The sequence below is a fragment of the Hyphomicrobium sp. DMF-1 genome (assembly GCF_027886585.1).
GTDB classification, from domain to species: Bacteria; Pseudomonadota; Alphaproteobacteria; order Rhizobiales; family Hyphomicrobiaceae; genus Hyphomicrobium_C; species Hyphomicrobium_C zavarzinii.
Genome location: NZ_CP115706.1, coordinates 1,095,151 through 1,108,350, shown reverse-complemented (window position 1 = coordinate 1,108,350; position 13,200 = coordinate 1,095,151). Strand labels below are relative to the sequence as shown.

Sequence of the window (13,200 nt, the reverse complement as noted above, 5' to 3'; positions counted from 1 at the left end):
GGTCACCCGTTGGAAAGAAACATCTGGAAGCCCGAGATGAACAGCGTGAGCGCCTCGCTGAAGGTGAAATAGAGAAGCAGAAGCCCTCCCGCGAGCACGAACGGCGCCGAGATGAAGTAGACGGGAATGAGCGGCGTCATCTTGTTCATGATGCCGAAGAGAAAGTTGACGATCAGCGAGTAGACGAGAAACGGGCTCGTGAGCTGGGCGATCAGGATGAACGAGTCCGAAGCCGCATCCGTGACCTTCGCCAGCGCAAACTGCGGATCGAACATATCCACGACCGTCAGCACCGAGTAGGAGGCCACCAGCGCCCGCATCACCTCCACATGCAGCCCGGTGACGAACAGGAGAACCGTAGCGGTGAGCGTGAGCAGCGTGGCAACCGCGGGCGCAGGCTCACCCTCTTCGACAGGCGGATCAGCCATGCCGCTAAAGCCGACCAGCATGGCCGCTGCCGTCCCCATGAACTGCAGCGCAAGGAAGAAGATGCGCGCCATGATGCCGATCACGACGCCGATCATCGTCTCGGAAAGGATCAGCTGCGCGATGGCGGGCGGCGTAGCCTTCCCGAGATCGCCCTCCACCTCCGGTATGATGATCGGCGCGAGTGCGAGCGTCACCGAGACCGCCAGAAACACGCGCACCTGCACGGGAACGCGCGGGCTTCCGAACCCGGGCATGATCATGAGGCAGCCGCCGATACGGCAGAACACCAGGAAGGTGAGCAACACCGTTCCTGCAGTGATCGTGATCACGAGATCGTTCCCAAGGCCTTGACCTGCACGCCGCGTGCAATCTCGAGATGCGAGAGCACCGGCAGCGTCGGGAACAACCGTTCCGTCACCATGCGCACATAAGGCCGCGCGTCCGGCGCCGATACCAGCACGAACTGATGCCCTTGATCGAGAAGGCCACGAATGACCTTCGACGCCTCCGCGCCGAACTGCTCGATGAGGCGTGGATCGATGTCGAACTCCACCACCTCTCCCTTCGCGTCGCGCTTGAGGCTCTGGTGGAACGCCAGATCCCACCTGTTTCCGAGGCGGAGCACCTTCAGCACGCCGGCATCCGCGAGATCCCCGCAGATCTGCTGGGCCATGCGCATGCGCACATGCTCGGCGAGTTGCTCGGCACGGCGCACGTGCGGAGCGATCTCGGCGATACTTTCCAGGATGAGGTGAAGATTGCGGATCGAGATGCGCTCGGCGAGCAGGAGCTTCAGCACCGCCTGCAGGCCGGAGTAGGAGAGCTGCGAGGGAATGATCTCGTCCACCAGCCTGCGGTACTCCGGCTCCAGCCGGTCGATGAGCGAGCGCATGTCCTTGTACGAGAGAAGCTGCGACAGGTTCCCACGGATCACCTCGCGCAGGTGCGTGAGCATCACCGACATAGGATCGACCGGATTGAAGCCTTCGCGCTTCACGGTGTTGGCAAACATCTCGGAGACCCACAGCGCCTTCATGCCGAACGCCGGCTCCCGCGCCTCGTCGCCCGGAACGTCCGGCACCGGCCCATCGCCGGTGATGACCAGAACGTCGCCGATCCTGAGCTCTTCCGACGCCACGACCGTGCCGTGGATCTTGATCTGATAGGTCTTGCTGGATATCGCGATATCGTCGCTGATCCGGATCTCCGGCACGACGAAGCCGTATTGCTTGGCGAACGCGCGCCGCATGCGGCCCACGCGGTGCGCAAGCTCTCCCTGCGAGGACAGCAGCGCCGTGGAAAGCTGCTTGCCGAGAGAGATCTCCACCTCGGCCGTCTTGAGCTGCTCCTTGACCGATTGACGCGCTTCTTCCTTGGTGCGCCGTTCTTCTTCCTTCTTGACGGCCTCCTCCGCCGCTTTCGCCTCGGCGAGCTTCTTCGGGATCGAGATCGAAACGAAGATCAGGCCACCGGCCAGAAGAGCGAACGGCAGGAACGGAAGACCCGGCGCAACGGCGAGCGCAAGCAGAACGGCGCCGGCGACGCCAAGGGCGCGCGGATAATTGCCGAGCTGGCTGAACACGGCCATTTCCGCCGAGCCGCGCGTGCCGCCCTTCGAAACGAGAAGGCCCGCGGCCAGCGAGATGATGAGGGCCGGGATCTGGGTGACGAGACCGTCACCGACCGACAGGCGGACGAACACGTCGGCTGCGTGGCCGAGGTCCATATCATGGCGCGTGACGCCGATGATGATGCCGCCGAACACGTTGACGGCCGTGATGATGAGACCGGCGATGGCGTCGCCGCGCACGAACTTCGAGGCACCGTCCATCGAGCCGAAGAACGCGCTTTCCTCTTCGAGCTCGCGCCTGCGGCGCATGGCTTCCTTCTCGTCGATGTTGCCGGCCGACAAGTCGGCGTCGATCGCCATCTGCTTGCCGGGGATCGCGTCGAGGGTGAACCTCGCGCCCACTTCTGCGATACGCGTGGCGCCCTTCGTGATGACGAGGAAGTTCACCGTGATCAGGATCACGAACACCACGGTTCCGATCACGAAGTCGCCGCCCATGACGAAATTGGCAAAGCCCGCGATCACGTGCCCCGCCGCGGTATGGCCCTCGGCGCCATTCGAAAGGATGAGACGCGTCGTCGCCACGTTGAGCGACAGACGCAGCATGGTCGCGATCAGCAGCACGGTCGGAAAGGCGGAGAACTCGAGCGGACGGTGGATCCAAAGCGAGACCATGAGGATCAGCACGGCGAAGGCAATCGAGAAGGCAAGGCCGACGTCGATCATGATCGCGGGCAGCGGCAGGAACAGCACCGTCAGGATGATGACGATGCCGACCGCAAACCCGATGTCGCGTCTGCTGCTACGGTCCGGTGCGCCAGGTACGGCGACGGTCGTGGCCATGCTACCCCCGAGCCAGGACGATGATCACATCGGGCGCACGCCGCCCGAGGCGAGAATCATCGATCTCACAAAAAAGCCGAGGAAAGTCTGGCCGATCAACCTTGCGCGAAGGTCTCCGCCAGGCACACGCCGCAGAAAAACGCCTGCGCCTGCGCGGCCTTAGAGAACGGCGTCAGAAGCCGTTAGGGATGCGCGCGTAGGTCTGTTCGGCGAACGCGAAGATCACCGATCCGACGAACGGGGCCGTGAACGAGGTCACGACCAGGATCGCGATGATTTTCGGAACGAAGGTGAGCGTGATTTCCTGCACCTGGGTGAGCGCCTGCAGGAGCGCGATCAGGATACCCACGAACATTGCTGCAACAACCGCGGGCGAAGCCGCGATCACGACGGTCCAGATGGCCGCCTGTCCGATGTCGAGTGCGTCAGCTGGATTCATGACTAAGAGACCTTCACTCCGGCTTCCATCACGATCTCCTTGCCGCTTTCGAGCACGGCAACGGCGCCCGTCGACACGATGCGCACGGAGGCGACCTTGCCGCTCACCGAGCCGTCAGCCGACGTCACCGTCTTCCCGATGAGCCCGTCGGCCTGGTTGAGCGCCAGCGACGTGATGAGAGAGTCAAGCTTCGTGTTCGTCTTCATGGCCTGCTCGACGTTCGAGAACGAGGCGAGCTGGGCCACGAATTGGGTAGAGTCCATGGGCTTCGTCGGGTCCTGGAACTTCATCTGCGCGGTGAGAAGCTTCAGGAATGCGTCGTAGCCGAGCGTCGAGGTCCCGCTCGTAGAGGAGCTGGAGGACGTCGACGACGAGTTGTTGGTCTGCTGATTGCTCGAGGTCGAGGTAGAGCTTCCGACGTCCATATCAGCCGGCCTCCACCAGTCGGAGCTCGGAACCCTTGTTTCCGCCGAGGATCGCATCCTCGATCGGGACGAGTGTGCGGAGCGTCTTGAGCGCCGCGAACGGCGACCCGGCGTTCACCTGCTGGCCGATCGTGTCGAGGCCTGCCAGAACGATGGGATTTTCGAAGGCTACCCGCAGCCAGCGCATGGTGTCCTCATAGACGCCCCGCGCCATCTCCATGCCATCGGCTTCCATCACCATGGTCTGCAGGATGTAATAGAGCTGGCGGAGCGGCGTGATCGTCTGCTGCACCTGCATGATCTCGTTTTCGAGCAGATAGGGCACATCGTTCAGGATCTCGAACGACGACCTTCCCTCCGATTTCAGCACCGCGCCGTTGAGAAAAATGCGCTCGCCAGGGCGGAGCGTGACCCGCGTCGTCGTCATCTCAATCCCTCCGAAATGGTCCTTGATACTTCGATCAGCCCTGCAAAATTGGAGGACCGTCCGAGCCGGATCTCCTCCGCCTCGCGCATCACCCAAAGCCCCACCGACACCAGATCCGCCCTGAGCTTCGGCGGCAATCCGTTCTCGGCCTTGGCAAGATCCTCGATGAAAATCCCCCAGAGCTTGCGCACGAAATAGATGGCGTCCACAGCCTCGCGGGACTGGGAGCCATGCTTCTCGGCGATTTGCAGCAAGGCGATCGAACGCTCGAGCGCAGAGCGCTCTTGCTCCCTCGCCTCCTTGGGCGACTCGTCGAGGACCTCGTTGTAGTAGAACTTGTACATTCGGCTTCCCAAATCTCCGGACGCTCAGGCTGCGCTTTAGATGTGGCTGATGAGGCTCAAGTTCTGCAGGCGCGCCGTGAGTGCGTAGGCTGTTTCGATTTGCGTGAGCAGAGCGTTGACGTTTGCAGTGGCTTCGTAAGGATCTACGCCTTCGAGACTGGTGATGTGCTCCTTGAGGAGCGACACCTGAATATCCGTGCGATCGTTCGCGGCCGAGATACGCTCCTGCGACGTGCCGAGACCGGACCGGAGCTGCGTGAGGTCGCCGAGCGCCTGGCCCATAACGGCGATAGCCTTGTCCACCACGGCGTAATAGGCATCCGAGCCGAGGTTCTCGAGGCCAATATCCGAGATCATCGTATAGACGGAGGCGATCTTGCGAAGCCCCTCCTCGTTGGCATTCGTCGAGGTCTCGATGCGCTCGTTGGTCGAAATGCGCGTCGTGATGTTCTGGTCCGCAGCCGCCGACCACGTTGTTGTCCAGTTGGCATTGTTGAACAGATCGCCGAACGCGCCGTCGAGGAACGTCGTCATCTGAGTGCCGGTGATATTCTCGACGCCGGGCCCGGTCTGAGAGACACCGAACTCGCTGACGAACGCATTCTCCATCGCCACCCGGCCGGCCGATGGCGGCGTCCCGTAGTAGTCCGTGATCGGCTTCACGTCCGTGTTGACGCCCGCGAAGATATAGGCGCCGTTGACCGCGGTGTTCATCGCCGCGGTGAAGGAGGTCAGCTTGGCCTTCGCGTCTGTAATGGCGACGCCGTCGCTGCTGCGCGCGGCGCGCGCAGCCATCAGCGTCTGCATGAACTGCTGCGCCGCGTCTCCGATGCCTTCGAGCGTCGTCTGCGTCAGCTCGAGCCGCGACGAGGCGACCGAATTGGTATCCTTGAACGTATTGAGGCGATCGAGATCCTGCCGCAGCGAGACCGTGCGCTGTGTGAGATAGCCGAGGCTCAGCCCCACGTCGGCATGCCGCCCCGTCGTCGATTCTTTCTGCGCCTCGGCAAGCTTCGTCTGCAGATTGACGCGCGTCTCTCTTGTCGCGTTGGTAAGGGCCAGGGTCGATATCGAGGTTGTTTTCATGGCGTCTTACCTAGATGGCCCCGATAAGCGCGGTGTACATCGTGTCGACAACCGAAATCAGTTTCGACGATGTCTGGAACGACCGTTCCAGCTCGAGCATGAGCGAAAGCTCCTCGTCGAGGTTCACTCCCGTTAGCTTTGTGTAGGATTCAAAGGACCGCTGATGAAGCGTGTTCTGATACTGATAGCTGTCGTCGGCGACCTTACGCGCCTCCTGCAGCCAACCGGCGGAGGACGAGGAATAGGTCTCGAGCGTGCCACCGTTGGCGAGCTTGGCCGCGCCATCGAAGGCATACGTCCCGCCCATCTTGGTGATCAGCTCATCGAGGCGATCCGTATAGCTCGCCGCTCCGGTCGTGTTGTAGATGTAGTTCGAGACCGAAGGATCCGCGATGCCGCCGTCCCTCAAACGGGTCGCGACGCCGCCCTTGTCGGGATCGACGTTCGGATTGATCCGCAGCGCGGCCGCGAGACCGCTGATCAGCACACCGTCCGGAGGAACAGTCGTCGCGCCCGAATAGGTGAAAAGTCCAGGCGCATCGGGCAGAGCGGAGCTCGCGTCCGTCTCGGCGAAGGCCGTTACGAGAACGCGCGCCATCTCGTCGAGCTGAGCCTCGTAGGCAAGCGAGATATCGTCGCGCGCCTGCACGAGCCCCACAAGGCGGCCTGACTGCAGCGGCATGGTGGCATTGGCGCCCGTCACCGGAACGCCGTCGATGTACACCGCGCTGCCCGCCAGACCTGGCGTGAGATTTGTCGTCCGGTCGAAAACCACGCTGCGAGGCGATCTGTCGAACAGCGTCACGCCGCTGTCCGTATAGACCGCCATGTCGTTGTTGTCGCGAGACACCGTGCGGATGCCCACCTCGTTCGAGAGGCTGGCGAGAATCTGGTCGCGATGATCGAGATAGTCGGTGACGTCCGTGCCGGAGATCGTCCCCTTGGTGATCTGGTCGTTGAGCGTCTGGAACTGCGCGAGCAGAGAGTTCACGCGATCGACGGACGACTGGATGCCGGCATCCGCGTCGTTGCGGACCTTCTGCACGGTTGCCGCTGCGCCATTGAGGCCGGTCGCCAAATCCTGGGCTGCCCGCACGGCCGCCTTCGCGGCAAGCTCGCTGTGAGGCTGCGTCGAATAGCTCTGAAGCGCCGTCGAGAGCTTGTTGATGAGCGCGGCTGGCGACGCATCGAGCTCCACGTCATTGACGGTGGCATCAAGAAGATCGAGGGAATCGAGGATCGCCGAATGCATCGCGGACGACGAGCTCGACGACAGAATCTGGCGAAAAAGAACGGGCTCTTCCGCCCGCGTTACGCCCGAGCTCCGCACGCCGGAACCCGGCATGGTGACGACTTCGACCGACTTGCGCGTGTAATAGGCGCGATCCGCGTTGGCAATATTCCGCGAGACGACCGAGGTGCGGTCGCCAGAGACCCAGAGGGACGAGTTCGCGGTGGACAAACTTGCCGAAAGGCTCATCGCGCGTGCTTCCCCCTAGATCATCTCAAGCGCTTAGCGCTTGAGGTTGACGAGGACCTCCATGAGCTCGCCACCGGTCTGGAACACCTTCGAGTTCGCCGTGAAGGCGAACTGAGACTCGATCATCGTGGTGAGTTCGCTTGCCGTATCGACGGTCGACTTTTCGAGTGCCGAGGAACGAATTTTTCCGAACAGGGCCGTTCCCGGAAAACCGAGCTGAAGATTTCCCGAATCCGCGCTGACGGAATAGGCATTGCCCGCCTCAGGCGTAAGATTGTCCGGGCTCGGCACGGTAGCGAGCGGAATGCGATAGATGCCGACGCGCGCGCCGTTGCCGTAGACGGCATAGAGCGTGCCATCTCCGGCGAACTCCACGCTCTCCACCGAGCTAGGCTTGTTGCCGTTGACGTCCGACTTGAGGATCTGGAACTCGTCGGCAAGCTCGCTCGACTCGGCCATGTCGAGGCGCAGGGTCTGTCCGTTGGGCACGGGAATATCCATGTAGGTCGGGCTCGGCGTGGTGGTATCGAGCTGACCTGTGGTCGGGTCGAACAACAGCGTTTCCATCGCGAGCGGCGGATCGCCGGCCGAGCCATAGGGAAACGACTTTGTCGTCGGATCGGCCGTGGAAGCGTCGAAGATCGAGACCTCCCACGTGTTCGTCGCCGTCTTCGTATAATAGATGTCGAGCGTCACCTCGCGGCCGACGTTGTCGATCACCGTCATCGACGTCTTCGCGGAATAGACGGAGGTCGTGTCGTTGACCGTTCCAGGCGTCGAGGTCTGGATAGCCGAGTCTTCCTTGAGGTTCGCGTAGAACGTGCCCTGGGTTGAGGGCGTTGCCTCGAGCGACATCGCGCTGATGTTGACGTTCTGCAGGCCCGTCGTTCCGTTGGCGGAGACGGCGGCCACACCGCCGTTCAACGGATAGCCCTGGAGCGTAAGACCCGCCGCGTTGACGAGATCTCCGTTGGCAGCCTTGACGAAAGAGCCTGCGCGCGTGAGATACGTCACGCCGCTGCCGTCGTTGACCAGGAAGAACCCCTCGCCGCTCACCGCAAGATCGGTCTTCGACGTGGTGTAGTCGAAGCCGCCCTGCTGCGTGATGCCATAGCGGACCTGAACATCCACGCTGCCCGGCACGTAGCTTGACGAGCCGGATTCGAGCACCACCGTTGAGAACTCGGTGAACGCGCGCTTGTAGCCGTGCGTACTGGCATTGGCGATGTTGTCGGAAACAGTGCCGAGACGGCTCGATTGCGCAGCCATACCGGACGCACTGGTCCGCATCATGCCGGAAATGCTCATACGACGGGATCCTTCACGAATAGCTCTGACCTATCGAGTAGAGCATCCGCATCTTGCGCGAAGCTGGACGGATCACCAGTTTCGCCCCGTTTTTCGGCCACCGCGTCGACCACCAGCCGGTAGCCGAGGTAGCGTTTGGAGTCGATCGGATCATAGCCGAGCCGGTGGCGAAGCCGCTTCCTGAGCTTGCTGATGTGACTTTCGACGACGTTCTCGTCGATGTCCTCGCTGAACAGGCCGTAGACCGAGTTGAAGATCTGGGTCTTGTTGATGCGGCAACCGCGGTTGCTGACGAGATACTCCAGGATGCGCCGCTCGCGGCGCGGAAGCTGAAGAACCTCTCCCTTCACCTCGGGATCGCGCCCATCGAAGAACACGCGCATCTCGCCGACATCGGTATAGTCGGGCGCCCCCACCGCGCGCCGGCGGATTGCCTTGACGCGAGCGATGATCTCGCGCACGTGAATTGGCTTCCTCACCACGTCGTCCACGCCGACCGCGAACAGATCCAGCGTCTCCTCGAGAGACCGGTTCTCGTTCATCGCGATCACGGCAGTTGTCGCCGAGCGGCGACGGATGATCTTGGCAAGCGCGCAGCGGTTCCCGCAGTCACCCAGCAGAAACGCCTCGACGGACCGCATATCCGCCTCGGAAACAGCACTCACCCAGCCTTCGAACTCTCCCGGCGCCAAGCCGCACGCCGAGATTCCCTCCCGGTTAAACCAGGACGTGTATCCTTCCGTAACGGTCGCCCGCTCGTCCACCACGACGATCATTTGATGTTCCCCCGCACATCGGCACCCCCCGAATCAGAAACGCAACCCCACTTAACCGGGATGCAGTGCGTCGGCTTTTCGATCAACGATTTGTTGAGGATTTCTCGGACGCTGCCGCGAATCGCTCTTGAAGTGTTGCTGAAAGTGGTCATTCCGCCTTGGAGAGAGTCGCAGAATAAAGAACCGCGTACGGAGAAGACCTGCCGTCCCTCAAGCCTGGCACAAGCGCAGCCCGCTCTAATGCCCACCGCGTCCGGATTGCGAGTGGGAGCGGCAATGCGATTCAAGATCCGCGTATCGATGTGGCTGAGAAAGCTGGTCCTCGTCGCCCCCGCAGCGCTCGCGCTCGCGGGTCTGCCGCGCGCGGCCCTGAGCGACGGCTACCAGATCTCACTCGTGGCTCCCGGCATGAATCAGACCGAGCTTCAATCCGTCATGGGGCCGCCGAGTTACATTCAGGTCAAAGGACTCCGCCAGGCCTGGCAATACTGTCCGCCCCGCTCCCTCATCCGTTTCATCGACGACATGCTGGGCCGCGAGACCGAGCCGCCGCTGTTCGTGACCGTGTGGTTCAACAGCGGCCGCGTCGAGCACATGCGCGCCTACCCCAGCCGCGTGATGGGACGATGCGAGGATTTCCTCGCCGCGTTCAGTTGGGAAGACACGATCGATGGTGGCGGCTTCGAATACGGAGGCCGCATCAAGTAGCGCGCCCCAGCCCCCCACCTCGCTCTAGGACGGCCTAGCCGTTTTCAAGGCCCGGTCGATCTCCGCATTGACCTCGGCCATCGCCGCCAGCGCCTCGGCGCGAAGCTCCGCCGGAACCCGGTCGGGATGGTTCTGGGCAGCGAACCGGCGCCTGAAGCGCCGCAACTCACCCGGCGAATGCACTTTGGACGTCAAAAGCTCCTTGAGCTTGCGCGCGGCTTCGCCCGGCGGCTCGACGGTCTTGGCCTCGATGGGATCGCGCTCCGCACTGTAGGCGTTCGCCAGCGATTGGTGCGCCACGTAGCCGGAGGCCGTCGCGATGTCGCCAAGACTTCCGATCGCGGGCCCGATCCCGGCACTCTCCTCGAACAGAATGGGCTGCCCGTCCGGATCGAGGCGTGCGTCTTCGAGCGCAGCCTCGAAGGCATGCTTCTGCTCACGGCGCCGAACGCGCGTTGGCCAGACCAAAGCGACCTCCCAGACCACGATCGATGTGCACCTGCCTGCCGGACCGAGGCCCGCTCACGAAAGCGGGGCCGCGCAATCTCTCGTGTCTGGAGAGATCGCGTCCGCGGACGGCAGACGTCCACGCACCCATAGTGCCGCCGTTCGCTTGTTTGGACCTTGCCGCCGCGTTGCAGGGGAGACCCGGTCGCAAGAACCTGCTACCGGTCCTCGTCTTGCACTGGCGCCCGCGCATCGCCCGTTGCATCGGCGACACCTGCGCTGCTGGCGTCTTGAGGAAGAAGGCGCACCGCCACCACCGTGGCGTTGTCCTGATGCGGATCCTTGAGCGCCTCGACGGCGCGGATCAGCGCATTGGCCACCGCCACCGCCCCATCCTCGGCATAGGCAGCGACGATACGCTCAATCTCCATCGACTCGAGCGTCTGCAAGCCGTCACTCGCCAGGATGATATAATCGCCGGGCTCAACCTTGAGCGGACGGCGCGACAGATCGATGAGATCGATGTCGTCGCCGGTCACGGCCGAGCGCAGCATGTGGCGGCGCGGATCGCGGCGCGCCTCGTCCTCCGAGATCGCGCCCGCGGCGGCCAGCCGGTCGAGTTCGGGCGCGAGCGAATGGTCCTCGTTGAGAAGCGCGATCTCACCGCGCCGGTAGAGCAGCAGCGGGCTATCGCCCACGCTGACCCATTCGATCCCGTCCGCCCCGAAGGTCACGCCGACCAGCGTCGACCCCATGCCCGCCAGCATGGGATTGGCATCTACGGTATCGGCGATCGCCTGGTTCGCCGCCGTCAGCGCTTCGATCAGGCGCTCCGTGTTCGGGCCGTCCTGATCCGCGTAGGCCTTGATGAAGCTCTCGCACGCCATGCGGCTCGCAAGCGCGCCGCCCGCGTGCCCGCCCATGCCGTCGGCCAGCACGGCAACGACCGCGCCGGGAGCGGCTGCATCTTCCCCGCTCCAGAAAAGAGCGGTGTCTTCCTGGTAGCTACGCGCACCCTTGGTGGTGCGGCTGGCATGCTCGAAAGCTAGCATTCGTCCTTTTAGACCATGATCGCTCGGCCCCGGCTCGCGGGATCCGAAACGGCAGCGCCGGGCTCCTCGAAAACCTAGAGCGCTTCAACAGCAGTGTGAAGCGGTTTTCCGGCGAGGAGCCAGACATGACAAGTATTTAAGCCGTGTCGCCACGGCCCGTCGTCAAAGTCGTGAAAGCTTGTGCTCAACTCTGCTCCTGCAGCGCCGACCAGTCGAAGTCCGCCCCGCAGAACGGCACGAACACGAGTTGCGTCCGCCCCATCGTGATCACGTCCATCTGCGCGAGCTCGACCGCACCCGTAGGCCGCTTCTCGTTCACGGAAACGACATTGGTCTTCGCGAGGTTCGGCACGAACAGGAACGAGCGCTCCGCCGAATCGTAGCGGATATAGGCCTGCTCCTCGGACGAGATCGCGTCGTCACCGAAATCGATCGGAATGCGGTTGCTGCTCGCGCGGCCGAGAGAGTTGTTGCCTTCGAAGATCGGGCGGAACTGTCCGATGCCGGGCCCGCCCACGACGACCAGCCATCCCACCACCGGATCGTGCTCGAACGCGCCGCGCGTCACCTGCATCTTGCCGCGCACGAGCGTCGTGCGCTGAGGCGCATCCTGAGACGGCTTGCCGGCCGCACGCACCACGCGCGTCGTCGGCGGCGAGTCGGTCTCCACATGACGGCTCTCCACCGTCACCCGCGGCGTGCGCGCTTCACGCGCCGCTTCCGCGGCACTCGGCGTTGCTGCCTCGCCGCGCGGCGGAGGAAGCTGGACGGCCGCATCCGGCCCCGGCACGGCAACCGTCGCACCCTCGCTCGCCTGGGCCGCGGCCAGCTTTACCGCCGCCTCCTGCCGCCCGGTATCCTCCCGGCTGGCAGCCACCAGCGCATCCTTGAGCGACCCAAGAAAACGGCCCGAACGTTGACCTTGTGGCCCACCAGCGTTCCCAGACATGCTGCTTCGTCCTCCTCCTGATCCTGTGTTCTCTAAGCTCGCCAGTCTTAGCTCGCCGGAGCGGCCGAAAATTTCAGCCGCGCGTTGCCGAGCTCGATGACGTCGCCGCTGCCGAGCCGCGCCTCCGCCACCGCGCGTCCATTGACCACCACGCCGTTTCCGCCCGCGCTCGAAAGGTCGGTAATCACGAACTCCGCATCTTCGGTACGATGAATGGCAGCATGATAGCGATGCACCGTCATGTCCTCGAGGCAGATGTCGTTGTCGGTTTCACGGCCGATCCGGAGCAGAGTGCGCCGAAGTCCGTAACGCTGCTGAGTGGCGGATGGTGCCACCTCGCCGGCATTGACGATCTCGATCCACGCTTCCAGCGGACGCAATGGAATATGCCCCGTCCTCACGCCTTCACGAGGCTCGGCCGCCGCTTCGCGCGAAACACGGCGCACCTGCGTCTGAAGCTGCGACACCTCGAGCGATGCCGCTTCGCGTTTCCGAACCAGCAACCCGATCAGCGCCAACGGCGGCACCGCAATCAGCGCCACGAGACCGAGCACCAGCGCGGGCGCCTGCGCATAGCTAGCAGCGATCCAATCTGTGAAAGCCGCCCACGAGTCGAAGGCCGAGCTGGCATTTGCAAAACCGCTCCCGCCCGGCGCGGCTTCCGGATTGGCACACGCGGACGTGCCGAGCCCGGCGAGCGCAAGTCCGCCGGCCACAATCAGGATCGTCGGCGCCCAACCACGGCGGAGCCTGACGGGTTCGCGTTTCGAAGGTTGCATGGGATATGCTCAGGCCCGAATCTGCCTCAAGTCTTCGTTGCGCTCTGCGGCAGCAACATGGCCGGACGGCGGCTCCCGCGCAAAATGGCACAACATTGGAGCGCCAAGCGCACGCCTCCGCCACATTCCTGCTTCACA

At 63.4% G+C, this 13,200-nt stretch carries 15 protein-coding genes; 1 reads left to right on the top strand and 14 read right to left on the bottom strand.

Going from position 1 to position 13,200, the window contains the following annotated elements:
• Positions 1-2: 2 nt before the first annotated feature.
• The 10 genes from PE058_RS05015 to PE058_RS04970 all read right to left on the bottom strand — a co-directional run bounded on the left by PE058_RS05015 (position 3) and on the right by PE058_RS04970 (position 9,127).
• A complete protein-coding gene (locus PE058_RS05015; protein WP_020084257.1) occupies positions 3-758 on the bottom strand; it encodes a flagellar biosynthetic protein FliR in 756 nt (251 codons plus the stop codon).
• A complete protein-coding gene (flhA, locus tag PE058_RS05010; RefSeq protein WP_020084256.1) occupies positions 755-2,842 on the bottom strand; it encodes a flagellar biosynthesis protein FlhA in 2,088 nt (695 codons plus the stop codon). The genes PE058_RS05015 and flhA overlap by 4 nt, the downstream gene beginning before the upstream one ends.
• Positions 2,843-3,014: 172 nt before the next feature.
• Entirely contained in the window at positions 3,015-3,281 is a 267-nt protein-coding gene (locus tag PE058_RS05005; protein WP_020084255.1) for a flagellar biosynthetic protein FliQ, read from the bottom strand.
• A 2-nt stretch (positions 3,282-3,283) separates the two neighbouring features.
• The gene (flgD, locus tag PE058_RS05000; protein WP_020084254.1) at positions 3,284-3,706 is read right to left on the bottom strand and encodes a flagellar hook assembly protein FlgD; all 423 of its coding nucleotides are present in this window, start codon (positions 3,704-3,706) and stop codon (positions 3,284-3,286) included.
• Between the two features lies 1 nt (position 3,707).
• Entirely contained in the window at positions 3,708-4,133 is a 426-nt protein-coding gene (locus tag PE058_RS04995) for a flagellar biosynthesis repressor FlbT (RefSeq protein WP_271030033.1), read from the bottom strand.
• Positions 4,130-4,477: a flagellar biosynthesis regulator FlaF gene (flaF, locus tag PE058_RS04990; protein ID WP_020084252.1), complete on the bottom strand. Its 348-nt coding sequence runs from the start codon at positions 4,475-4,477 to the stop codon at positions 4,130-4,132. Before flaF ends, PE058_RS04995 begins: the two co-directional genes overlap by 4 nt.
• Before the next feature lie 36 nt (positions 4,478-4,513).
• Positions 4,514-5,563 carry a flagellar hook-associated family protein gene (locus PE058_RS04985; RefSeq protein ID WP_020084251.1) on the bottom strand — a complete coding sequence of 350 codons (1,050 nt, stop codon included), beginning with the start codon at positions 5,561-5,563 and terminating at the stop codon, positions 4,514-4,516.
• A 10-nt stretch (positions 5,564-5,573) separates the two neighbouring features.
• Positions 5,574-7,043 (bottom strand): flagellar hook-associated protein FlgK, encoded by a 1,470-nt coding sequence (gene flgK / locus PE058_RS04980; RefSeq protein ID WP_020084250.1) that lies wholly within the window; start codon positions 7,041-7,043, stop codon positions 5,574-5,576.
• 33 nt (positions 7,044-7,076) lie between these two features.
• Positions 7,077-8,351 (bottom strand): flagellar hook protein FlgE, encoded by a 1,275-nt coding sequence (locus tag PE058_RS04975; RefSeq protein ID WP_026867772.1) that lies wholly within the window; start codon positions 8,349-8,351, stop codon positions 7,077-7,079.
• Entirely contained in the window at positions 8,348-9,127 is a 780-nt protein-coding gene (locus PE058_RS04970; protein ID WP_420537155.1) for a response regulator transcription factor, read from the bottom strand. The genes PE058_RS04975 and PE058_RS04970 overlap by 4 nt, the downstream gene beginning before the upstream one ends.
• A 276-nt stretch (positions 9,128-9,403) precedes the next feature.
• Here PE058_RS04970 and PE058_RS04965 point away from each other — a divergent pair, with 276 nt between their 5' ends.
• Positions 9,404-9,835, top strand: coding sequence for a hypothetical protein (locus tag PE058_RS04965; RefSeq protein ID WP_020084247.1), 432 nt, complete (start codon positions 9,404-9,406; stop codon positions 9,833-9,835).
• 24 nt (positions 9,836-9,859) lie between these two features.
• Here PE058_RS04965 and PE058_RS04960 read toward each other — a convergent pair whose 3' ends face one another.
• From PE058_RS04960 to PE058_RS04945, 4 genes are all read right to left on the bottom strand, one after another.
• Complete coding sequence (locus tag PE058_RS04960; RefSeq protein ID WP_020084246.1) at positions 9,860-10,303, bottom strand: hypothetical protein; 444 nt, start codon at positions 10,301-10,303, stop codon at positions 9,860-9,862.
• 197 nt (positions 10,304-10,500) lie between these two features.
• Complete coding sequence (locus tag PE058_RS04955) at positions 10,501-11,334, bottom strand: PP2C family protein-serine/threonine phosphatase (protein ID WP_020084245.1); 834 nt, start codon at positions 11,332-11,334, stop codon at positions 10,501-10,503.
• 184 nt (positions 11,335-11,518) lie between these two features.
• Positions 11,519-12,283, bottom strand: a complete 765-nt coding sequence (locus tag PE058_RS04950; RefSeq protein ID WP_271030032.1) for an FHA domain-containing protein — start codon at positions 12,281-12,283, stop codon at positions 11,519-11,521.
• 47 nt (positions 12,284-12,330) lie between these two features.
• A complete protein-coding gene (locus PE058_RS04945; protein ID WP_020084243.1) occupies positions 12,331-13,062 on the bottom strand; it encodes an FHA domain-containing protein in 732 nt (243 codons plus the stop codon).
• Positions 13,063-13,200: the final 138 nt, after the last annotated feature.